The organism is Glutamicibacter sp. 363 (assembly GCF_052379505.1).
Taxonomy (GTDB): domain Bacteria; phylum Actinomycetota; class Actinomycetes; order Actinomycetales; family Micrococcaceae; genus Glutamicibacter.
The window spans coordinates 117,967-139,473 of record NZ_JBQSYR010000001.1 but is presented as its reverse complement, the minus strand read 5'-3'; the positions used below and the strand labels follow the sequence as shown (position 1 = coordinate 139,473).

The following is a 21,507-nucleotide window of genomic DNA, read 5'->3' as shown; positions in this document are numbered from 1 at the left end:
GTGAAAGCCCTTGGTTGTGGTCTCTGCCACTGCTGTACTTGGGAGCATGAAACTTCTTGTGCTTGGCGGAACGATGTTCCTATCGCAGTACGTAGCCCAATTCGCGTTGGATGCCGGGCACCAGGTGACTTGCGCGGCCCGCGGGGAAAGCGGGGTGGCTCCGCAGGGCAGCGAGTTCATTTTTTGGGACCGGAACGACCCGGCGCCAGCCGAACTTGCCTCCCGGCAATACGATGCGGTGATCGATGTGTCGCGGATTCCGGCGCACGTGCGCCGGGCCACGCAAGAGCTCCGCGCCGATCATTGGGTCTTCGTGTCCACCATTTCCGCGTATGCCGATCTGTCGCACCCCGGCGGAACACCAGCCGACACCAAGCTGCTCGATCCGCTGGAAAGCGACGGAGGGCAATCAACGGCCGAGTCCTATGGGGCGATGAAGGTTGCCTGCGAGCAACTCATTGGAGAACTTCACGCGCCGGCCGCGATCATCCGGCCGGGACTGCTCATCGGGCCCAAGGATCCCACCGGCAGGTTCAGCTATTGGCCAGAGCATGCGGCGCGCAGCCTAGCGGACGGCTTGGAACTATTGGTGCCGCTTGCCGCCGAAGACCCGGTGCAGGTGCTGGACGCGCGCGATCTGGCCACCTGGCTCATCGAGCTCGCCGAGAATAAATGCACCGGAACCATTGACGCGGTGGGCCCGGCAACCTCGCGCCGCGAATTCATCACACAGATCTTCGAGGCGCTGGAAGGCGAACCAAGGGTGCACTGGGCCGACGCTGCGTTGCTGCACGAGCAGGGCGTCGTGCCATGGAGCGGGGAACACTCGCTTCCGCTGTGGCTCCCGGATCCGGCGGTGGCCGGCATGCTTGATCGCGATCATCGTCCGGCTCGGCAAGCGGGGCTGCGCACCCGGCCTTTGGCGCGGACGAGTCTTGACACGCTTCAATGGCTCAACGGAACCGACCGCGCACGGACCGGTCTGAGCCGTGAAGAGGAGGCAGGCGTCCTGGAAAATTTGGCTGCCGCCGCGCGCGGAACCAGCCGCTAGGCCAGGCGCCGTAGCGAACCACGAAATATTTCTTCCCCGGACGGGGGCGGTTCGCCGGTTTAGGGCTGAGGCAACGCTTGCGCCTGGGACCGTGGTTTCCAGCTCTGGTACAGCAGCCACGTACCCGCCGCGGTCAACGCCACCTGCAGCACTGTGGCCAGCAGACCTTCGGCGGTGAACATCACCGCGTGATTGCTAATGAGACTCAGCCATGCGAGGAACATGACGAAACTGCCGATCTTGCGCAGCCTGATTGGATTCATGGGACAAACAATACCGTCGAATCCACGTAAAAGGTTAGCCGTGACGGGTTAATTTTCACCAAACTTTTATCGGCTGCGTTTGCCCTGGGGCAAGAGCCGGCCAGCCTTGTTTAATAACCAGTCGGACTAGGAGATATGAAAAACCCTGCTGCCACAAAAGTGGCGGTTCTCATGCACCTGAATCAGGTGTATGACAACCGCCACTAGGTGAGCTAAAGACAAGGCAATCGACTGCCGAGGAGAACTAGTCCATTCGTCCGACCGCGGTGACCGTAACTACCGGGGCGCCGAGTTCATCGGAGTCGTCCAAGGAGATGGTGGCGTTGATTCCCCAGTCATGGTGCTCTTCCGGATCGGCGAAGATCTGGCGGACCTCCCAGATCCGGTTCGGCTTCTCGGTGACCACAAAAAGGTTCGAGCCGCGCCCGTTCGGGCCGTCATCGATGTCCTCGTGTTCCTCGAAGTAGTCATCCATGGCCTCGGCCCACGCCTCGGCAGCAAAACCGCTATGCCCATCGAGTTCGCCCAAGGCCTGATCTTGTTCATCGGCGAAGAGCTTGACCCGGCGGAACATCTCATTGCGCACCATCACCCGGAAGGCACGCATATTTGTGGTCAACTTCTCCGGGGCGGGGGGAGCGATCTCGGTTTCCTCGTGCAGTTCGCCGCGGGAGAGCTCCTCCCATTCGTCGAGCAGCGAAGAGTCAATCTGGCGGATCAGCTCGCCCAGCCATTCGATGAGGTCTTCGAGGTCTTCGCGCAGCGAATCCTGCGGCACGGTCTGGCGCAGGGCCTTGTACGCGTCGGTGAGGTAACGCAGCAGCACACCTTCGGAACGAGCCAGCTGGTAGTACTGGACGAAGTCCGAGAATCCCATGGCGCGTTCGTACATGTCGCGCACGACGGACTTGGGCTGAAGCTCGAAGTCCGCCAACCAGGGGGCACCGGAACGGTACTGTTCGAAGGCCGCCTCGAGCTTCTCCGCCAGCGGCTGCGGGTAGGTGACCTCATCCAGGGCCGCCATGCGCGCGTCGTAGTCCAGGCCGTCGGCCTTCATCGCGGCAATTGCCTCGCCGCGGGCTTTCTTCTCCTGGCCCGAAAGTACCTGGCGCGGCTTCTCCAGGGTCGCCTCGATCACCGAGACGACATCCAACGCGTAGCTGGGGGATTCTGGTTCGAAGAGTTCCAAGGCCGCCAGGGCAAATGGCGACAGCGGCTGGTTCAGCGCGAAGTTCTGCTGCAGATGCACGGTCAGCTCGTAGTAGTTGCCGTATTCATCGGGTTCCGCGCGCCGCACCACCACGCCGGTGGCGATCAGCTCGCGCAGAATGCCCAGGGCGCGCAGCTTCAGCTTGCGCTGCGAGGCGGGGGTCTCATGGTTCTCGGTGAGCAGGCGCATGGCCGCTTCGAAGGCATTGTCCTCGCGTTCGAGCAGGTTCAGCAGCATCGAGTGGGAGACCTGGAAGGAGGACTTCAGCGTTTCCGGATCGGCATGCACGATCTTGTCGTAGGTCTTCTCGCCCCAGGTGACGAAGTTCTGCGGCGGCTTCTTCTTCGGGATCTGCTTGAGCTTTGAGGAGCCCTCGCCGTGCTTCTTCAGGGCCTTTTCCATGGCCTTGTGGTTTTCGATCGCATGCTCGGGGGCCTGGACCAGCACGGTGCCGGCGGTGTCGAAGCCGGCGCGCCCGGCGCGGCCGGCAATCTGATGGAATTCGCGGGCGTTGAGGGTGCGGGTGCGGGTGCCGTCGAACTTGGACAGCGCGGTGATCAGCACCGTGCGGATCGGCACGTTGATGCCCACACCCAGGGTGTCGGTGCCGCAGATGACCTTGAGCAGTCCGGCCTGGGCGAGCTGTTCGACCAGCCGGCGGTACTTGGGCAGCATGCCGGCGTGGTGCACGCCGATGCCGTGGCGCACCAGCCGGTTCAGCGTCTTGCCGAACCCTGCGGCGAAGCGGAATCCGGCCACCAGCTCGGCGATGCGGTCCTTTTCCTCGCGGGTGCACACGTTGACGCTCATCAAGCCGGTGGCGCGATCGATGGCGTCCAGCTGGGAGAAGTGCACGATGTAGATCGGGACCTGCTGGGTTTTGATCAGTTCCTCGACGGCTTCCTGGACCGGTTCCATCGAGTAGTAGAAGTGCAGCGGGATGGGACGCTCGGAGTGCGCCACCGTCACGGTGGTTTTGCCGGTGCGGTCTTCAAGCTCCTTCTCGAAACGGCTGACGTCGCCCAGGGTGGCGCTCATCAGCAGGAACTGCGACTGCGGCAGCTCGATGAGCGGCAATTGCCAGGCCCAGCCGCGCTGCGGATCTGCGTAGAAGTGGAACTCGTCCATGATGACCACACCCGCATCTGCGCGCGAGCCTTCGCGCAGGGCGATGTTGGCCAGGATCTCGGCGGTGCAGCAGATGATCGGCGCGTCGGCATTCACCGAGGAATCGCCGGTGACCATGCCGACGTTTTCGGCGCCGAAGATCTTGCACAGGTCGAAGAACTTCTCCGACACCAGGGCCTTGATCGGGGCGGTATAGAAGCTGATCTGGTCGCGGGACATCGCGTAGAAGTGCGCGGCAATGGCGACCAGCGACTTGCCCGAGCCGGTGGGCGTCGCCAAAATGACGTTGCTTCCGGCGGCCAAGGCCATCGAAGCCTCGTCCTGGGCAGGGTATAGGTCGATGCCGCGGGTGGTTACCCAGCGGCCAAAGGACTCGTAAATCTCGTCGTCGGAAACGTTCTTCGCATCTGCAGGCAGGTAATCGGTGAGCAACATGATGTTCTAAGCCTATCCGTTGAGAACTGCGACCGGAGGCTAGCTGAACGCTGAGCCGTGGTACTAGGCTCGGAAATATGAAGTGGAACCCGAACAAATACGCCGAATTCGCGGATTACCGCGGACGACCCTACGAAGACCTGCTGGGCCAGCTAGGCGGAATCATCCCCAAGCAGATTGTCGATCTGGGCTGCGGGCCGGGAGACAAGACGAGCTTGCTGGCCGAGCGGTGGCCGCAGGCGCAGGTGACCGGATTGGATTCTTCCCCGGAGATGATCGCCCAAGCCAACGGCGCGGTGCAGCAGCCGAATCTGGGCTTCGAGCTGCTCGACGCACGCCACTGGCACCCGGGACCCGAGATCGACCTGCTCTTTTCCAACGCCATGCTGCAGTGGCTCCCCGAACACCGCGAACTGCTCAAAAACTGGTTGGGTGATTTGAAGGCCGGCGCCTACGTCGCAATCCAGATGCCGGGAAACTTCGGCGCTGCCTCCCATGCGGTGATGCGTCAGGTGGCCGACTCTCAGAAGTGGGCAGGCAGGCTCGGCGGCGTGCTGCGGCACGAAGACGTGGTGGGCGAACCACAAGAGTACCAGCGGCTATTGCTAGAGGCAGGGTTCCAGGCAAATGTGTGGGAGACGACCTACCACCAGGTGATGGTGGGGGAGAGCCCGATCCTTGACTGGGTGCGAGGCACCGCGTTGCTGCCCATCAAGGCAACACTGCCCGAGGACGAATACCTGGATTTCGAAGCGGACTACTCCGCTGCCGTCGCCGAGCATTACCCGTCATTCACGGCACCGGACGGTGCCAAGCTGACGAACTTTCCCTTCCGGCGCATCTTTATGGTGGCACGCAAGCAGGGCTGAATCACTGGTGCCGCCGCTGGACATGGAGGACAATGGCCGCATGGAAAAGCGGCGCACCCACTTGGCTACGGCGGAAGATTGCGCGCAGCTGGCCAAGCTGCAGGCTGATTTTAATGCGGAGTTCGGTTCTCCCTGCCCCGCGGAGCAGATACTAGCCAGGCGGTTGCGGGGCATGCTCGCTGGCCCGCACTGTTATGCAGTGCTCGCCGGTCCTGCATCTCAACCATCGGGTCACGCCATCGTTACCCTGCGGCCAACCATCTATTCCGACGGACCGCTCGCGGTGCTTGATGAGCTGTATGTGCGCCCTCCACTGCGCGGCCAAGGCATCGGCGGCGCCATCCTTGATCATGTCCTGATCCAGCTGGCCGCGCGCGGGGGCAGCGAAATGCACATCAACGTGGATGAAGACGATGCGCAGACTCGTCGCTTTTACGAGGACCGCGGGTTTGTGAACCACGCACCGGGCAGTGAGTGGCGGATGCTGCTCTACCTGCAAGAATTGCCCACCGGGCCGTAGCCTGACGGGCAATTCTTCAAAGTATGGACTACCAGCCGCGCTGGCGCCATTCATCGAGGTGCGGGCGCTCGGTGCCTACGGTGGTGGAGCCGCCGTGACCAGGTAAGACGGCGGTTTCATCTGGGAATTTTTCGAAGATACGTTCGGATACGTCGTTGAGCAACGACTCGAACCGCTCCGGGTCCTCCCAGGTATTGCCTACACCCCCGGGAAATAGGCTGTCTCCGCTGAAGATGACCTGTTGTCCCGAGGAGTCGTGCAATGCATAGGCGATCGAGCCCGCGGTGTGCCCGCGAAGGTGAATGGCCTCAAGCTCCATCTCGCCAACGGAAATTCGATCGCCATGGGTCAACCCGTGGCTAATCTTCACGCCGGACTCCTTGGCGATACCGTCGATATCTTCGGCGCCTGCGTACGTGGGAACGGTGAAGCGTTCGACGACCTCGGCCAGGGCCCGCACGTGGTCCCAATGCTCATGGGTCGTGGCGATGCCAACGACCTCTGGTTCGGGGCCATCCTTGGCGGCGCTGGCCACGAGTTCAAGAATCGCAGGAGTTTCGTCGGCCGCATCGATCAGTAGTTGTTTGCCACTGGCCCGTTCGGTGACCAAGTAAACGTTGTTGTTCATTTCCGAGACGCTCACCGACCGAATCGTGACGTCGGCTAATAGAAGTTCACTCATACCCATTACCCTACGGTGGCGACTGGCTTGAACGCGATAGGCTCAGTGAATCAACTAAAGCATTGCACCGAATGGAGCGCCCATGGCCAATCTGGATTTCATCCGTATCGACTCGAAATCGGCTGTCGCACCGTACCAGCAGGTACGAGAGCAAATCCTGGCACGTATTGCGGGTGGAGATTTGGCACCCGGAACCAAGCTTCCCTCGGTGCGGGCGCTCGCCGGTGACCTGGATCTTGCGGTGAACACGGTGGCTAAGGTCTATAAGGAGCTGGAAGCCCAAGGCGCGGTCGTGACCCGCGGGCGGCACGGAACCATCGTGCAAGCGGCCGAGGATCGTGCCCAGCAAGAAGTCAGCGATGCCGCAGCCGATCTGGCACGCGTTGCCCAGACCTGGTCGGTGGACGAAGAAACCGCGGTCAGATACCTGCGCGCCGCTTTCAGCTCGCTGCCCCGTTAATTAGTGGCCTTCGGGCCATGGGGCACCGGGCTGTGCGAGGCGAGCTAACCCGAAACGCGATTTGAGTGTCCCTAGAGGTTGGTTCATGCAAGTTGGGCCCAAACCGCACTGCACCAGAACCATCGGCAGATTCTGCGCCACGCTCAGATAACTCGGGCAAATCCTGTCAGTTGGCGGTTCGGAGCAGTGAAGCCGACTTCTTCCAGAGCTGTTCTGCGAACTTCGGGTTGTGCATTTCGGCACTTACCCTTGTCGCTATCCTGCGGGATTCATAGTAGGAACCCGGCAGGAAAGTCGTTCCAGGAGTCCCTTCCGCGAGCCAAACAAGCTGATCTGACCCTTTTTCGGGAGTGACCGTAAATAGTCGTTTGAGTGGCCCGTGGTAAATGCGCCGCATGAAATGCGTAGTTTCGCTGGCAAAGCTGCTGGCGACGATACCCGGATGGAAAGCAACGGCAGCGACGCCTCGTGGTCCGAACCGGTGCTGCAATTCCTGAGTGAAGAGGATGTTAGCGAGTTTCGCGTTGCCATAGGCTTTCTGCGGGGCGTAGCCCACGGTATTCTGCAGGTCTTCGATATCCATCCGCCCGAAGATCCGAGCGGCCGCACTGGCTGTCTGGATAATCGTTGCCTTGCCGGCAAATAGCGCTGGCATGAGCAAGCTGGTGAGCAGGAACGGAGCAAGGTGGTTGACCTGGAAAGTGGTTTCATGCCCATCAACGGTTTGGGTTCGCTTACCCATGATCCCGCCTGCGTTATTCGCGAGCACGTTGATTTCCGGGTATGCCTTCAGCAGATCATCTGCCAGCTTTCTGACTTGGTTCAGCTCCGCGAAATCCGCGACATAGTAAGGCACAGACAGCTCTGCGGCGATGCTTTTGGTTTTGCCCTCCGAGCGCCCGACGATGACGACGCGATGGCCACGGCCAACCAGCGTGCGCGCGGCGGCCGCACCGATGCCGTCGCTGCCGCCGGTGATGATAATGGTTTTGCTCATGGTGGATACATTTCCTCAATGCCGGCGCGGGAGCTCAGCCTCCCATTATCCGAGCGAACTGGCAAGTCATCCCAGCGGACGCCGGTGGCCGTATTTAGTTGAAGGCCAAGGGTTCCGTGGCCGGGCTGGAGCACCTCGCCCAGACGCGCAAGCAGTAAGGCTCGTCAAGAAAATTTTATGGGGACATGCCAAGAGGATGAACGCTGCCGACGCTGGTGCCTAATCGTCTGGTTTCTCCTGCTCGATCCGTCCGAGGCTCGAAACGGCCGCCGACCAGCAAATCTTCAGGGCTGGAAATGCCCGGGATATCGCCCTGCGCGAAAGTAACGCGCATTTGTGCCAAGCACCACGTTTATTCGAAGTAGTTTTCGATTAGTATTGCTTCGTGGCTATTACTGCAGAAAGCAAAAAACTGGATTTGTCCCGTCTGATCGTCAAGGGTGCGCGCGAGCACAACCTGAAGAACGTAGATGTGGATCTTCCGCGCGACGCGATGATCGTCTTTACCGGCTTGTCCGGCTCCGGCAAGTCATCGCTGGCCTTCGATACGATTTTCGCCGAGGGGCAGCGCCGCTACGTCGAATCCCTGTCCGCCTATGCACGGATGTTCCTGGGCCAGGTCGACAAGCCGGATGTGGACTTCATCGAGGGGCTTTCCCCGGCCGTGTCGATCGACCAGAAGTCCACGAGCCGCAACCCGCGGTCCACCGTGGGCACCATCACCGAGGTGTATGACTACATGCGCCTGCTCTGGGCCCGCGTAGGACGCCCGCACTGCCCCGAATGCGGGGAGCCCATTTCGAAGCAGTCGCCGCAGCAGATCGTCGACCAGCTGCTGGAGATGCCGGAGAAGACCCGCTTCCAGGTGCTGGCCCCGGTGGTGCGCGCCCGCAAGGGCGAGTTCGTTGACTTGTTCGCCGAGCTATCCTCCAAGGGGTTCTCCCGTGCCCGGGTCGATGGCACAACCATTCAGCTGACCGAGCCGCCTAAGCTGGCCAAGCAGGTCAAGCACACCATCGAGGTGGTCGTTGACCGCCTGGCCATTAACGACACGGTGCACCAGCGGCTGACCGACTCGGTGGAAACCGCACTGACTCTGGCCGATGGCCGCGTGCTGGTGGACTTCGTGGATCTGGCGGAGGATGACCCGAAGCGCGTCCGTGCGTTCTCCGAGAACCTCGCCTGCCCGAACGAGCACCCGCTGGCCATCGATGAGATCGAACCCCGGACCTTCTCCTTCAATAACCCCTTCGGGGCCTGTTCGGCCTGCAGCGGCATCGGCACCAAGCTCGAAGTCGATGAGCACCTGATCGTCCCGGATGCCGAGGTCAAGCTGGCCGACGGGGCCATCGCGCCGTGGTCCTTGGGCAAGGCGACCACCGAATACTGGAACCGGTTGATCGAGGGGCTCGGCAAGGAGCTGGGCTTCGGCATGGACACCGCCTGGAAGGACCTGCCGGCACCGGCGCGCCAGGCGATCCTGAACGGCAAAGACCACAAGGTCGTCGTGCAGTACAAGAACCGTTTCGGCCGGGAGCGCAAGTACTCCACCGGGTTCGAAGGCGTCATCTCCTATGTGCACCGCAAGCATGAGGAAACCGAATCGGATCACGCACGCGATCGCTACGAGCAGTACATGCGCCAGATTCCGTGCCCTACCTGCGGCGGCGCACGTCTGAACCCGGCCTCGCTGTCGGTGCTGATCGGCGGCAAGTCGATCGCCGCGGTGGCGGCCATGGATCTGCGCGCGGCGGCCGAATTCCTCACCACCTTGGAGCTCAGCGACCGCGAGGCGCAGATCGCCACCCAGGTGCTGAAGGAAATTGGCGCGCGCATGAAGTTCCTGCTGGACGTGGGCCTGGAATACCTGACCCTGGAACGCGCCGCGGGCACCCTGTCCGGCGGCGAGGCGCAGCGCATCCGCCTGGCCACGCAGATCGGCTCCGGGCTGGTCGGAGTGCTCTACGTGCTGGACGAGCCCTCCATCGGCCTGCATCAGCGCGACAACCGCCGGCTGATCGAAACCCTGCTGCATCTGCGTTCGCTGGGCAATACGCTGATCGTCGTCGAACACGATGAGGACACCATCGCCGAGGCGGATTGGATCGTGGACATCGGTCCGGGCGCCGGGGAGCACGGCGGTGAGGTGGTCCATTCCGGCTCGCTGGAGGGGCTGAAGGAGAACACCCGTTCGCTGACCGGAGACTACCTCTCCGGGCGCAAGCAGATCGAGCTGCCGAAAAAGCGCCGCAAGGCCGACAAGAAGCGCATGCTCAAGCTGGTGGGCGCGAAGGAAAACAACCTGCGGGACGTCACCGTGGAGTTCCCGCTGGGCGTGCTGACCGCCATTACCGGTGTCTCAGGTTCGGGCAAGTCGACGCTGGTCAACGACATCCTATACAAGGTGTTGGCCAATAAGCTCAACGGCGCCAAGCAGGTTCCCGGCCGCCACACCCGGGTGCTGGGCCTCGAGCACCTGGACAAGGTCGTGCACGTGGACCAGTCGCCGATCGGGCGGACCCCGCGGTCGAACCCGGCCACCTACACCGGAGTTTTCGACAATATCCGCAAGCTCTTTGCGGAGACCAACGAGGCGAAGCTGCGCGGCTACCAGCCGGGCCGCTTCTCCTTCAACGTCAAGGGCGGGCGCTGCGAGTCCTGCTCGGGTGACGGCACGCTGAAGATCGAAATGAACTTCCTGCCGGACGTATATGTGCCGTGCGAGGTCTGCCAGGGCGCGCGCTACAACCGCGAAACCCTGCAGGTGCTCTACAAGGGCAAGAACATCTCGGACGTGCTGAATATGCCGATCTCCGAGGGCGCCGAGTTCTTCGCCGCGTTCACCCCGATCGCCCGCCACCTGAGGACCCTGGTCGATGTGGGACTGGGCTATGTGCGCCTGGGGCAGCCGGCCACCACGCTTTCGGGCGGCGAGGCGCAGCGTGTGAAGCTCGCCGCGGAATTGCAGAAGCGCTCAAACGGCCGCTCCATCTACGTGCTCGACGAACCGACCACCGGTCTGCACTTCGAAGACATCCGCAAGCTGCTGCTGGTTCTGCAAGGACTGGTGGACAAGGGAAACACCGTGTTGACCATCGAGCACAACCTGGACGTCATCAAGTCGGCCGACTGGGTGATCGATCTGGGGCCGGAAGGCGGCTCGGGCGGCGGAACGATTTTGGCCACCGGAAGCCCGGAATCCGTGGCGAAGGTCTCCGCATCGCACACCGGAAAGTACCTGGCCGAAATTCTCTAAAACCTCAAATCCCGAGCGAGGCGGACCCGCGGAATATGCGTTTTCAGTTATGGATTCCTAACGTGAGTCCGCTTCATGGGATGATGTCTAAGTGAATATGTCGGTAACAAGCGTGCTCTTTGATCTGGACGGGACTCTCGTGGACCCCGCAGGTTCCATTACATCCGGAATTCGTCATGCCCTCGCGGCGCATGATGTCGCCGATCCCGGAGAGGAAGCCGTCGAGGCGCTGGTGGGTCCACCGCTGCAAATCGGCCTGCGCACCCTGGACGGTGTTACCGATGAGAATATCGATCAGATCATCGCCGCATACCGGGCCCGGTACGCCGCGGTGGGCATGGCCGCCTCGCGGGTGTACCCGGGACTGCGTGAACTTCTGGCTGCGCTCCGCGCGGCCGGAATCTACGTCGCAGTGACCACGGCCAAGCCGGAGCCCATTGCGCGGGAGCTGATCGCCAAGCAGGGCCTGGACTCCTCGCTGGACGCCATCTTCGGCAACGCCTCGGAGCACGGCTCCATGGGCTCGAGCAAAACGCATATCGTCTTGGCCGCACTGCAAGCGGGCGACCTGGATCCGGCGCGCACCGTGGTCGTCGGCGATCGCTACTACGACCTGGACGCGGCGCGTGAAAACTCGGTGGCATCGATTGGTGTCAGCTGGGGTTTTGCGCTTCCCAATGAGCTGGATGCGGCAGACCACCTGGCCGATAGCGTGCATGAGCTCGCGGTCTTGCTGCTGGGCGCAGAACGCGCCGCTGCGCTAGACGGACAGCCGATGCAGGAGGGCCTGAAGTAATGAGCCTCTACACCATGACCCGCTCCTCGATCCGCGGCATGCTCCACACCTTGTGCCGTCCGGAGATCACCGGCATCCATAATGTGCCCAAAGAAGGTGGCTTCATTGTCGCCTCAAACCACTTGTCCTTCCTCGACTCGATCATCGTCCAGGCGTTGACCCCTCGCGATGTCGCGTTTTTCGCCAAGGCCGAATACTTCACCACCCCCGGGCTCAAAGGCAAGGCGATGAAGACCTTTTTCGAATCCGTGGGTTCGATCCCGGTGCAGCGCGGTGAACAGGCGGCCTCCGTGGCGGCTCTGGATTCGCTGGTGGACATCGTCGAAAGCGGAAGTGGAATCGGCATCTATCCGGAAGGTACCAGGTCGCGCGACGGCAAGCTCTACCGCGGCCGCACCGGCGTGGGCTGGCTGGCCCTGACCACAGGCGTCCCGGTGATCCCGGTGGGACTGATCGGCACCGAGAAGCTGCAGCCGGCCGACACCAAGGGCATTCGCCCGACGAAGTTCTCCATTCATTACGGGGAGCCGCTGTACTTTGACCAGCTGGGCCGCAAGCACCCGCTGCCCGAACGCCGCCGCGCGACGGACCGGATCGTTGACGCGATCGCCGAGCTGAGCGGTCAGGAACGTGTCGACTCGTACAACCAGTTGCCGCCGGACGCGAAGTAGCCATGGCAGATCCAGCCAGCTACCGTCCGAAATCCTCGGATATCCCCACCAAACCGGGTGTCTACCGCTTCCGCGACGAGCACGGCCGGGTCATCTATGTGGGTAAAGCCCGTGTCCTGCGCAATCGTTTGGCCTCATATTTCGTTAACCCCGAACGCCTGACCGCTAAAACGCGCACGATGGTGTTCACCGCGGCCAGCGTCGAATGGACAACCGTCGGATCCGAGCTGGAAGCCCTTCAGCTCGAGTACACCTGGATCAAGGAGTACACTCCGCGATTCAACATTGTCTTCCGCGATGACAAGACCTACCCGTACCTTGCCATCACGATGGACGAAAAGTTCCCGCGCGCCCTGGTCATGCGCGGGGACAAGCGCAAGGGCGTGAAGTATTTCGGCCCGTTCTACCCGGCCAAGGCGATCCGTGAAACCCTCGATACGCTTCTGCGCGTCTTCCCGGTGCGCACCTGCGCGCCCGGGGTGTTCAAGCGTGCCGAAGCCTCGGGCCGGCCGTGCTTGCTGGGGTATATCGATAAATGCTCCGCGCCCTGTGTCGGCCGGATCTCGCCGGAAGACCACCGGGCATTGGCCGATGACCTGTGCACCTTCATGGGCGGCGAGGCGGGAAAGTTCACCCGCGAGCTGACCGCGCAAATGCACGCTGCCGTCGCCGATCTCGAATACGAACAGGCGGCCCGCTATCGCGACGACATCGCCGCCCTGAACAGGGTTTTCGAGCGCAATGCGGTGGTGCTTGCCGAGAGCACCGAAGCGGATATCTTCGGCATTCACGCCGATGAACTTGAAGCCGCGGTGCAGGTCTTCCACGTGCGCGATGGCCGTATCCGCTCGCAACGCGGATGGGTGGTCGAAAAGGTTGCGGACCTGACCGACGCCGAATTCGTCGAACAGCTGCTCACCCAGGTGTATGCCGATCATGCCGACCGGATCCCGCGCGAAGTGCTGGTGCCCACCTTGCCCGATGACCTTGAAGATGTGACCACCTGGCTGACCGAACTGCGTGGCTCGAAGGTATCCCTGCGCGTCGCGCAGCGTGGTGACAAGGCGGCGCTGGCATCAACCGTGGTGGAGAACGCCGAACAGGCGTTGCGCCTGCACAAGTCCAAACGCGCCGGCGACATTTCGACCCGATCGGCCGCGATGCAGGAACTGCAGGAGGCGCTGGGAGCGGAAACCGCCCTGTTGCGCATCGAATGTTACGACGCGTCGCATACGCAGGGGACCAACGTCGTCGCCTCGATGGTGGTCTTCGAAGATGGGCTGCCCAAGAAGAGCGAATACCGAAAATTCTCGATTACCGGTGATGCCGCGCGGGATGACACCGCCAGCATGTACGACGTGATTCACCGGCGCTTCAGCCGGTACCTGAAGGAAAAAATCGACCCGGAGACTTTTAATACCGGCGAGGTTGAGCCCGGTGCCAGCGACGTCAAGAAATTCGCTTACCCGCCGTCCTTGGTGATCGTCGACGGTGGCCCGCCGCAGGTAGTTGCTGCTCAAAAAGCCCTCGATGACTTGGGGATTGATGATATTCCCGTCGTTGGCTTGGCGAAGCGGCTCGAAGAGCTCTGGCTGCCGGAGGACCCCTTCCCGGTGATCCTGCCGCGTGCCTCGGCGGCGTTGTACCTGGTGCAGCGCCTGCGCGATGAGGCACACCGCTTTGCTATTACCTTCCACCGAGCCAAGCGTTCGAAGTCGATGATTTCCTCGGATTTGGACGCCATTCCGGGCTTAGGCAAATCGAAGCAAGAAGCGCTCCGCAAGCACTTTGGATCGATGAAAAAGATCCGGGCCGCGTCCTTGGAGCAGCTCATGGCGGTGTCTGGAGTCGGGGAAAAGCTTGCGACTTCCATCAAAGAATCCTTGGAAGATACTTCACGTGCGGGTGTGAACATGACTACCGGTGAAATTCTCGACTAGCCTTGAGGTATGACCACCGAGTATGAAGCTGTAAAACCTCCGGAATCCGAGCTCGTGATCGTCACCGGCATGTCAGGCGCCGGTCGAACCACCGTGGCCCACGCACTCGAAGACCTGGGCTGGTATGTGGTGGAGAACCTGCCGCCTTCCATGCTGGGTATGCTGACCGAGCTCATGAGCCGTTCCCAGGGAACCATTCCACGATTGGCAGTGGTCATGGATGTGCGCTCCAAAGATCTCTTTCCAGAAATTCGTGAATCCCTGGCGCTGCTCACCAGCGGCGGGGTGAAATACCGCCTGGTCTATTTGGATGCCAGCGATGAGGTCCTCGTGCGGCGCTTTGAACAGGGCCGCCGCCCGCACCCATTGCAGGGCGACGGGCGGATCGTCGACGGCATCAAGCGGGAGCGGGACGTGACCGGACCGTTGCGTGAAGCCGCTGAACTTATTCTGGACTCCTCATCCATGTCGGTGCATGACCTGGCGCGTTCGGCGAATGAGCTATTTGCCGAATCGGGCCCGATCATCTTGCGGATCAACGTGATGAGCTTCGGGTTCAAATACGGTCTGCCCACCGACGCCAACTACGTGGCCGATGTGCGCTTCATTCCGAACCCGCACTGGGTTCCGGAATTGCGTCCGCAAACCGGCAAGGACAAGGAAGTCTCGGACTACGTCCTGCGCCAGCCGGGAACCAACGAATTTATCGAAAACTACCTCAAGGCACTGGAACCAGTCTTCGAGGGGTACCGCCGAGAGAATAAGCACTACGCGACGATTGCCGTTGGCTGTACGGGCGGCAAGCACCGTTCGGTAGCCACGACCATCGAATTGGGGCGCCGCCTGGCGCAGCTGCCCAATGTGCGTGTGAACATCACGCACCGTGACTTAGGCCGGGAGTAGTCCTCGATGGCATTCGCAACGGGACCAATCCCGATTCAAGGCCTTACCCGGCCCGATGATATGCGCAACCCCTCGGTGGTTGCGCTGGGTGGTGGACATGGCCTGTCTGCTTCGCTTTCGGCGCTGCGCCGGCTCACCACCGAACTGACGGCCGTGGTGACCGTGGCCGACGACGGTGGAAGTTCCGGAAGGCTGCGCGGTTCCTTCGATGTGCTTCCCCCGGGGGATCTGCGCATGGCACTGGCCGCGCTGTGCGACGACAACGACTGGGGCCGCACCTGGCGCGATGTCATGCAGCACCGGTTCAAATCCGACGAGCATCCAGAAGAGCCGCTGAACGGCCATGCGGTGGGCAACCTGCTGATTCTCGCGCTCTGGGAACTGCTTGACAGTCCGGTAGCCGGACTGCGCTGGGCCGGCGCCTTGCTTGGCGCCCGCGGTCAGGTGCTGCCCATGAGCACCGTTCCGCTATCGATCCACGGTGAAGTTCTTGAAGCCGACGAAGTCACCGATACCCTGATCAAGCGTCGGATAGATGGCCAGGCGCAGCTAGCCGCAGCGGGAGGTGGGGGACTGGTCTCCAAGGTGTATTTGGAACCAGACGGAGCTCCTGCCTGCCCCGAGGCGTTGGACGCGATCGAATTGGCTGACTGGATCATTCTGGGCCCAGGCTCGTGGTACACCTCGGTGCTTCCGCATCTGCTGTTGCCCGATATGCGTCAAGCCATTGCTGATACCACGGCGAAAAAACTGCTGACCATGAATCTATCCGTTGACACCGCCGAAACCTCGGGAATGGATGCCGCAGCGCATCTGGAGGTTTTAGGACGTTACGCCCCGAACGTGCAATTTGACGCGATTATCGCTGATGAATCACGGGTTCGTAACAAGGAGAGATTTGAGCTGGCAGCGCAAAAACTCGGGGCACGTGTCTTCTTTAGTAGAGTAGGTGTATCTGACGGTCGTGCCGAGCACGACCCGTTGCGCTTAGCGGCGGCCTATCATGAGGTGTTTACCGCAATAGGATCCTGATCGGATCTATGTAAGGGAGTTTGATTCATGGCATTGACGGCTTCCGTCAAAGACGAGCTGTCGCGGGTTGAGATTCGCAAGCCATCGGTACGCAAGGCCGAGGTTTCGACCATGCTCCGCTTCAGCGGCGGACTGCATATTGTCTCCGGGCGAATAGTAATCGAGGCCGAGGTTGACTTGGCTGCGACCGCTCGCAGGCTCAAGGTCGCCATTGGCGAGCTTTACGGACACGACGCGGAGATTGTCATGGTCTCCGGTTCCGGCATCCGCAAGGGCAGCCGATACATCGTGCGCGTCGCAAAGGACGGCGAAGTTTTGGCACGCCAAACCGGGCTTCTCGACCAGCGCGGACGTCCGGTACGCGGACTGCCCTCGGTGATCGTCAACGGTTCCACTGCCGATGCCGAAGCGGTTTGGCGCGGCGCGTTCTTGTCCCACGGTTCACTCACCGAACCGGGACGCAGTTCGGCACTTGAAATTACTTGCCCCGGCCCAGAGGCCGCACTCGCCCTAGTCGGTGCTGCTCGGCGCCTGGACCTGACGGTCAAGGCGCGTGAGGTACGCGGCGTGGACCGTGTGGTGATTCGCGATGGCGATGCCATCGCCCAACTTTTGACGCGCATGGGCGCACACGACGCGCTGATGGTGTGGGAAGAGCGCCGCATGCGCAAAGAAGTCCGCGCCACCGCAAATCGGCTAGCGAACTTCGACGATGCAAACCTGCGCCGCAGCGCCCAAGCTGCTGTGGCTGCCGGCGCGCGCGTGGAGCGCGCACTGGAGATTCTTGGCGACGAGGCGCCTGAGCACCTGCGTTATGCCGGGGTGCTTCGCCTGGAGCACAAGCAAGCGTCGCTGGATGAATTGGGCCGCATGGCCGAACCTCCAATGACCAAGGACGCGATTGCCGGCCGGATCCGCCGGCTTTTAGCCATGGCGGATAAAAAAGCTGGTGATCTGGGAATACCTGGAACCGAGTCCAGTGTTCCAGTAGATGAACTGGAACAGTAAAAAGTGTCCCCGCGGGAGGCCTTCCGCGGAGATTCAACCAATTGAGAAGATTGAGGAGAATCATGGCTGTCTATTCACTGCCAGAACTGCAGTATGACTACGCTGCACTGGAGCCGAACATCTCGGCTCGCATCATGGAGCTGCACCACTCGAAGCACCACGCAACCTACGTTGCAGGCGCTAACTCGGCGTTGGAGCAGTTGGCAGAAGCCCGCGAAAAGGGCGAATTCGGTAACATTCCGAAGCTTTCGAAGGATCTGGCGTTCCACTTGGGTGGACACACCAACCACTCGATCTTCTGGAACAACCTCTCCCCAGAGGGCGGCGACAAGCCAGTAGGCGAGTTGGCAGCGGCCATCGACGAGTTCTTCGGCTCCTTCGACGGATTCCGCGGTCACTTCACCGCTTCGGCAATGAGCCTGCAGGGCTCGGGCTGGGCAATTCTGGCCTACGAGCCGCTAGGTGGCCAGCTGGTCATCGAGCAGCTGTACGATCAGCAGGGCAACGTCCCAGTGGGAACCATCCCACTGCTGATGCTGGACATGTGGGAGCACGCCTTCTACCTGGACTACGTCAACGTCAAGGCCGACTACGTCAAGGCCTTCTGGAACATCGTGAACTGGGCTGATGTCCAGGCTCGCTTCGAAGCCGCTCGCAATGGCGCTGCTTCGCTGGTGGTTCCAGGTAAGTAATTATTGCCGAATTAACCTTCTGGTAATTCAGCTCACATTCTGTGCGAATTTCGCGTAGGATGTATCAGGTGTGTTGCAGACCTCGTGTTTCACGAGGTCTGCAACTCACGACACAACGGAGTGTCCTCTTAGATAAGCAGGCCACTTCCGTGAAAAGCACGGCAGTGGCGCAATCATCCCATTTAGAGGAGATAGCCACATGACTACTCGTGTTGGAATCAATGGTTTCGGTCGTATCGGACGCAACTTCCTGCGTGCCACTCTGGCGCACAAGGCAGACATCGAAATCGTTGCAGTCAACGACCTCGGTTCCATCGATGCACTGGCGCACCTGGTGAAGTTCGATAGCGTTCTGGGCCCAGTCGGCGAAGCAGTATCCGTAGATGGCGACACCATCGTCGTCGGAGAACGCCGCATCAAGGTGCTCTCGGAGCGCGACCCGGCAAACCTGCCATGGGGCGAATTGAACGTCGACGTTGTCATCGAATCGACCGGATTCTTCACCAAGGCTGCCGACGCTGGCAAGCACATCACCGCCGGTGCAAAAAAGGTCATCATCTCGGCTCCGGCCAGCGATGAAGACATCACCATCGTGATGGGCGCCAACCACGACAAGTACGATCCGGCTACGCACAACATCATTTCGAACGCATCGTGCACCACCAACTGCCTGGCCCCAATGGCCAAGGTTTTGAACGATGAATTCGGCATTGTTGACGGCCTGATGACCACCATCCACGCATACACCGCCGACCAGCGCCTGCAGGATGCACCGCACAGCGACCCACGCCGTGCCCGCGCCGCTGCGCTGAACCTGATCCCGACCTCCACCGGTGCCGCCAAGGCCATCGGCGTGGTGCTTCCGGAATTGAAGGGCAAGCTTAACGGTTACGCAATGCGCGTACCGGTACCAACCGGCTCGGCCACCGATCTGACCGTCAACCTGGCTCGCACCGCCACCGTTGAAGAAATCAACGCCGCCTTCGAAAAGGCTGCCACCGAAGGCAAGCTGGCCGACTACCTCGAGTACTCGACCGATCCGCTGGTTTCCTCCGACATTGTGACGAACAAGCACTCCGCCATTTTCGACTCCGGCCTGACCTCCGTGATTGGCAACACCGTCAAGGTTGTGGCTTGGTACGACAACGAGTGGGGCTACTCCTCGCGACTTGTTGACCTTGTTGAATTCGTGGGATCAAGCCTCTAGTCGATAACCTAGAGACATGTCTTCTCACACTCTCGACGAATTACTCGCTGACGGTGTCCGCGGGCGGTACGTATTGGTCCGAAGCGACCTGAACGTACCGCTCGACGGGGCGACCGTAACCGATGACGGACGCGTGCGCGCGTCCCTTCCGGTCATCACTAAACTGACCGAGGCTGGCGCCAAGGTCATCGTGATGGCACACCTGGGTCGCCCTAAGGGCCAGGTCGATTCGAAGTACTCCATCGAGCCTGCCGCTCACCGCTTGAACGAACTTGCAGACTTCGATGTCACCGTGGCAACGGATGTAGTAGGAGCTTCGGCTCGCGAATCCGCCGCCGCCTTGGCCGAGGGTGCGGTACTGGTCCTCGAGAACGTGCGCTTCGACGCCCGCGAGACCTCCAAGGTAGACGCCGAGCGTGAAGAATTCGCCACGGCGCTGGCCGCACTGACCGGCGACAACGGCGCCTACGTCAACGATGCCTTCGGTGCAGTGCACCGCAAGCACGCCTCGGTATTCGACATCGCTGCCTTGCTGCCGAGCTACCAGGGTGACCTGGTGGCAACCGAGGTCAAGGTTCTCAAGACCCTGACCGAAGCGCCAAAGCGTCCCTACGTGGTCGTCCTGGGTGGGTCGAAGGTTTCGGACAAGCTCGCGGTCATCGACAACCTGCTAGGCAAGGCCGATCAGCTGCTGATCGGTGGCGGCATGGCATTCACCTTCCTCAAGGCCCAGGGATACGCCATCGGCGGCTCGCTGCTTGAAGAAGACCAGATCTCGGTTTGCCAGGAATACCTGGCCCGCGCCGAAAAGCTCGGTTGCGACATCATCGTTCCATCGGACGTCGTCGTGGCCAGCAAGTTCGGGGCAGACGCCGAGCACGAGGTGCTTGCCGCCGACAAGATCGAAGAAGCCAGCTTCGGCTCGAACGGATTGGGCCTGGATATTGGACCGAAGTCCGCCGAGCTGTTCGCAAGCTACATCAAGAGCGCAAACACCGTGTTCTGGAATGGCCCAATGGGCGTCTTCGAGATCCCGGCCTTCGCCGAGGGCACCCGCACGGTGGCCCAGGCATTGGCAGGTTCCGAGGCGTTTAGCGTCGTAGGCGGTGGCGACTCAGCCGCCGCGGTACGTGCCTTGGGCTTCTCGGAGGACGACTTCGGCCACATCTCCACCGGTGGCGGAGCGTCGCTCGAATACCTTGAAGGCAAGACCCTGCCGGGTGTTGCCGCTTTGGAAGGCTAAATTTATGACGATGTCGAATAACGGCGCCTACGTGCGCCAGCCGCTGATCGCGGGCAACTGGAAGATGAACATGGACCACGTCCAGGGCATCACCCTGGTGCAGAAGCTCGCGTGGACGCTGAAGGATGCGCAGCACGATTACGACCGTGCCGAGGTTGCGGTGTTCCCGCCGTTCACCGACATCCGCGGTGTGCAGACCCTGACCCTGGGCGACAAGCTGGACGTCGTCTACGGCGCACAGGACCTGTCCGCACAGGACTCGGGAGCCTATACCGGGGAGATCTCCGGCCAGTTCCTGAATAAGCTTGGCTGCAGCTACGTGCTGGTCGGCCACTCGGAGCGCCGCGAATACCACAACGAGTCCAACGCTGTGATTGCCGCGAAGCTTGCCGCCGCGTACCGCCACGAGCTGACCCCGGTGCTTTGCGTCGGCGAAGGGCTCCAGGTGCGCCAGGCGAACGAGCATGTTGCCTACACGCTGAACCAGCTTGCCGAGTCCCTGGAAGGCGTCACCGCCGAACAGGCCGAAACCCTCGTCATCGCTTACGAGCCGGTGTGGGCTATCGGAACCGGCGAAGTGGCGGGCCCGGCCGATGCGCAGGAAATGTGCGCCGCGATTCGCGGAGCATTGATCGAGCGCTTCGGCGAGGAGATTGCGCAGAAGGCACGCCTGCTCTATGGCGGAAGCGTCAAGGCCGCAAATGCCGCGCAGATCATGCGTGAACGCGATGTTGATGGCCTGCTGGTCGGCGGTGCTAGTTTGGACGCCGAAGAGTTTGCTAATATTGTTAGGTTCGAGCACCATCTCGTCACCGACTGAATCTAATTAAGGAACCGTCGACTTGGATATCATCAAGATCATTCTGCAGGTACTGCTGGGTATCACCAGTGTCCTGCTCACCCTATTGATCCTTCTCCATAAGGGTCGAGGCGGCGGTATGTCCGACATGTTCGGTGGCGGCATGACCAGCTCGATGGGTTCGTCCGGTGTTGCCGAGCGCAACCTGAACCGCATCACCATTGTTCTTGGTCTGGTCTGGGGCGCGGTCATCATTGGCCTAGCCCTGGTCATGCGCTTCAGCATCGAGTCATAGCAGACAACTAGGAAAGGGGACCCACGACAGTGGGTCCCCTTTCCTAGTTA

At 61.4% G+C, this 21,507-nt stretch carries 20 protein-coding genes; 16 read left to right on the top strand and 4 right to left on the bottom strand.

Features of this window, described 5'->3' with window-relative positions:
- The first annotated feature begins 46 nt into the window (after positions 1-46).
- Positions 47-1,051, top strand: a complete 1,005-nt coding sequence (locus ACT3UA_RS00680; protein ID WP_141393507.1) for an NAD-dependent epimerase/dehydratase family protein — start codon at positions 47-49, stop codon at positions 1,049-1,051.
- Between the two features lie 59 nt (positions 1,052-1,110).
- Here the strand turns inward: ACT3UA_RS00680 and ACT3UA_RS00675 are convergent, their stop codons facing one another.
- Positions 1,111-1,314 (bottom strand): hypothetical protein, encoded by a 204-nt coding sequence (locus ACT3UA_RS00675; RefSeq protein ID WP_096285180.1) that lies wholly within the window; start codon positions 1,312-1,314, stop codon positions 1,111-1,113.
- Between the two features lie 244 nt (positions 1,315-1,558).
- Complete coding sequence (locus ACT3UA_RS00670) at positions 1,559-4,087, bottom strand: DEAD/DEAH box helicase (protein ID WP_096285178.1); 2,529 nt, start codon at positions 4,085-4,087, stop codon at positions 1,559-1,561.
- A 77-nt stretch (positions 4,088-4,164) separates the two neighbouring features.
- On the opposite strand from ACT3UA_RS00670, the gene ACT3UA_RS00665 reads away from it, so the two are divergent.
- Positions 4,165-4,956 (top strand): methyltransferase domain-containing protein, encoded by a 792-nt coding sequence (locus tag ACT3UA_RS00665; RefSeq protein ID WP_444615315.1) that lies wholly within the window; start codon positions 4,165-4,167, stop codon positions 4,954-4,956.
- 40 nt (positions 4,957-4,996) lie between these two features.
- Positions 4,997-5,476: a GNAT family N-acetyltransferase gene (locus ACT3UA_RS00660; protein WP_444615314.1), complete on the top strand. Its 480-nt coding sequence runs from the start codon at positions 4,997-4,999 to the stop codon at positions 5,474-5,476.
- A gap of 28 nt (positions 5,477-5,504) precedes the next feature.
- Here the strand turns inward: ACT3UA_RS00660 and ACT3UA_RS00655 are convergent, their stop codons facing one another.
- Positions 5,505-6,158: an MBL fold metallo-hydrolase gene (locus ACT3UA_RS00655; protein WP_444615313.1), complete on the bottom strand. Its 654-nt coding sequence runs from the start codon at positions 6,156-6,158 to the stop codon at positions 5,505-5,507.
- An 82-nt stretch (positions 6,159-6,240) separates the two neighbouring features.
- Here ACT3UA_RS00655 and ACT3UA_RS00650 point away from each other — a divergent pair, with 82 nt between their 5' ends.
- Positions 6,241-6,618: a GntR family transcriptional regulator gene (locus ACT3UA_RS00650; RefSeq protein WP_096285172.1), complete on the top strand. Its 378-nt coding sequence runs from the start codon at positions 6,241-6,243 to the stop codon at positions 6,616-6,618.
- A 166-nt stretch (positions 6,619-6,784) separates the two neighbouring features.
- Here ACT3UA_RS00650 and ACT3UA_RS00645 read toward each other — a convergent pair whose 3' ends face one another.
- Positions 6,785-7,615 carry an SDR family NAD(P)-dependent oxidoreductase gene (locus ACT3UA_RS00645; RefSeq protein ID WP_444615312.1) on the bottom strand — a complete coding sequence of 277 codons (831 nt, stop codon included), beginning with the start codon at positions 7,613-7,615 and terminating at the stop codon, positions 6,785-6,787.
- A gap of 385 nt (positions 7,616-8,000) precedes the next feature.
- Between ACT3UA_RS00645 and uvrA the strand changes: the two genes are divergently transcribed.
- The 12 genes from uvrA to secG all read left to right on the top strand — a co-directional run bounded on the left by uvrA (position 8,001) and on the right by secG (position 21,457).
- The gene (uvrA, locus tag ACT3UA_RS00640; RefSeq protein WP_096285168.1) at positions 8,001-10,871 is read left to right on the top strand and encodes an excinuclease ABC subunit UvrA; all 2,871 of its coding nucleotides are present in this window, start codon (positions 8,001-8,003) and stop codon (positions 10,869-10,871) included.
- Between the two features lie 97 nt (positions 10,872-10,968).
- A complete protein-coding gene (locus ACT3UA_RS00635) occupies positions 10,969-11,667 on the top strand; it encodes an HAD hydrolase-like protein (protein ID WP_255248397.1) in 699 nt (232 codons plus the stop codon).
- Positions 11,667-12,338: a lysophospholipid acyltransferase family protein gene (locus ACT3UA_RS00630; protein WP_096285164.1), complete on the top strand. Its 672-nt coding sequence runs from the start codon at positions 11,667-11,669 to the stop codon at positions 12,336-12,338. Before ACT3UA_RS00635 ends, ACT3UA_RS00630 begins: the two co-directional genes overlap by 1 nt.
- Before the next feature lie 2 nt (positions 12,339-12,340).
- Complete coding sequence (gene uvrC / locus ACT3UA_RS00625) at positions 12,341-14,278, top strand: excinuclease ABC subunit UvrC (RefSeq protein WP_444615311.1); 1,938 nt, start codon at positions 12,341-12,343, stop codon at positions 14,276-14,278.
- Positions 14,279-14,287: 9 nt separating this feature from the next.
- A complete protein-coding gene (gene rapZ / locus ACT3UA_RS00620) occupies positions 14,288-15,181 on the top strand; it encodes an RNase adapter RapZ (RefSeq protein ID WP_096285160.1) in 894 nt (297 codons plus the stop codon).
- A gap of 6 nt (positions 15,182-15,187) precedes the next feature.
- A complete protein-coding gene (locus ACT3UA_RS00615) occupies positions 15,188-16,213 on the top strand; it encodes a gluconeogenesis factor YvcK family protein (RefSeq protein WP_096285158.1) in 1,026 nt (341 codons plus the stop codon).
- 27 nt (positions 16,214-16,240) lie between these two features.
- Complete coding sequence (gene whiA, locus ACT3UA_RS00610; RefSeq protein ID WP_096285156.1) at positions 16,241-17,221, top strand: DNA-binding protein WhiA; 981 nt, start codon at positions 16,241-16,243, stop codon at positions 17,219-17,221.
- A 62-nt stretch (positions 17,222-17,283) separates the two neighbouring features.
- Positions 17,284-17,913 (top strand): superoxide dismutase, encoded by a 630-nt coding sequence (locus ACT3UA_RS00605; RefSeq protein WP_096285154.1) that lies wholly within the window; start codon positions 17,284-17,286, stop codon positions 17,911-17,913.
- A 199-nt stretch (positions 17,914-18,112) separates the two neighbouring features.
- Positions 18,113-19,120, top strand: a complete 1,008-nt coding sequence (gene gap / locus ACT3UA_RS00600; protein ID WP_096285152.1) for a type I glyceraldehyde-3-phosphate dehydrogenase — start codon at positions 18,113-18,115, stop codon at positions 19,118-19,120.
- A gap of 16 nt (positions 19,121-19,136) precedes the next feature.
- Positions 19,137-20,363, top strand: a complete 1,227-nt coding sequence (locus ACT3UA_RS00595; RefSeq protein WP_444615310.1) for a phosphoglycerate kinase — start codon at positions 19,137-19,139, stop codon at positions 20,361-20,363.
- A gap of 4 nt (positions 20,364-20,367) precedes the next feature.
- Positions 20,368-21,183, top strand: coding sequence for a triose-phosphate isomerase (tpiA, locus tag ACT3UA_RS00590; RefSeq protein WP_096285148.1), 816 nt, complete (start codon positions 20,368-20,370; stop codon positions 21,181-21,183).
- Positions 21,184-21,205: 22 nt separating this feature from the next.
- Entirely contained in the window at positions 21,206-21,457 is a 252-nt protein-coding gene (secG, locus tag ACT3UA_RS00585) for a preprotein translocase subunit SecG (protein WP_096285146.1), read from the top strand.
- The last annotated feature ends 50 nt before the right edge of the window (positions 21,458-21,507 follow it).

Coding starts and splice junctions, on each gene's coding strand:
- gap (WP_096285152.1), top strand. CDS start 18,113: ATGACTACTCGTGTTGGAATCAATGGTTTCGGTCGTATCGGACGCAAC.
- ACT3UA_RS00675 (WP_096285180.1), bottom strand. CDS start 1,314: ATGAATCCAATCAGGCTGCGCAAGATCGGCAGTTTCGTCATGTTCCTC.
- ACT3UA_RS00635 (WP_255248397.1), top strand. CDS start 10,969: ATGTCGGTAACAAGCGTGCTCTTTGATCTGGACGGGACTCTCGTGGAC.
- ACT3UA_RS00630 (WP_096285164.1), top strand. CDS start 11,667: ATGAGCCTCTACACCATGACCCGCTCCTCGATCCGCGGCATGCTCCAC.
- whiA (WP_096285156.1), top strand. CDS start 16,241: ATGGCATTGACGGCTTCCGTCAAAGACGAGCTGTCGCGGGTTGAGATT.
- ACT3UA_RS00650 (WP_096285172.1), top strand. CDS start 6,241: ATGGCCAATCTGGATTTCATCCGTATCGACTCGAAATCGGCTGTCGCA.
- rapZ (WP_096285160.1), top strand. CDS start 14,288: ATGACCACCGAGTATGAAGCTGTAAAACCTCCGGAATCCGAGCTCGTG.
- ACT3UA_RS00615 (WP_096285158.1), top strand. CDS start 15,188: ATGGCATTCGCAACGGGACCAATCCCGATTCAAGGCCTTACCCGGCCC.
- ACT3UA_RS00595 (WP_444615310.1), top strand. CDS start 19,137: ATGTCTTCTCACACTCTCGACGAATTACTCGCTGACGGTGTCCGCGGG.
- ACT3UA_RS00655 (WP_444615313.1), bottom strand. CDS start 6,158: ATGAGTGAACTTCTATTAGCCGACGTCACGATTCGGTCGGTGAGCGTC.
- ACT3UA_RS00680 (WP_141393507.1), top strand. CDS start 47: ATGAAACTTCTTGTGCTTGGCGGAACGATGTTCCTATCGCAGTACGTA.
- ACT3UA_RS00645 (WP_444615312.1), bottom strand. CDS start 7,615: ATGAGCAAAACCATTATCATCACCGGCGGCAGCGACGGCATCGGTGCG.
- uvrC (WP_444615311.1), top strand. CDS start 12,341: ATGGCAGATCCAGCCAGCTACCGTCCGAAATCCTCGGATATCCCCACC.
- ACT3UA_RS00660 (WP_444615314.1), top strand. CDS start 4,997: ATGGAAAAGCGGCGCACCCACTTGGCTACGGCGGAAGATTGCGCGCAG.
- ACT3UA_RS00670 (WP_096285178.1), bottom strand. CDS start 4,087: ATGTTGCTCACCGATTACCTGCCTGCAGATGCGAAGAACGTTTCCGAC.
- tpiA (WP_096285148.1), top strand. CDS start 20,368: ATGACGATGTCGAATAACGGCGCCTACGTGCGCCAGCCGCTGATCGCG.
- ACT3UA_RS00605 (WP_096285154.1), top strand. CDS start 17,284: ATGGCTGTCTATTCACTGCCAGAACTGCAGTATGACTACGCTGCACTG.
- ACT3UA_RS00665 (WP_444615315.1), top strand. CDS start 4,165: ATGAAGTGGAACCCGAACAAATACGCCGAATTCGCGGATTACCGCGGA.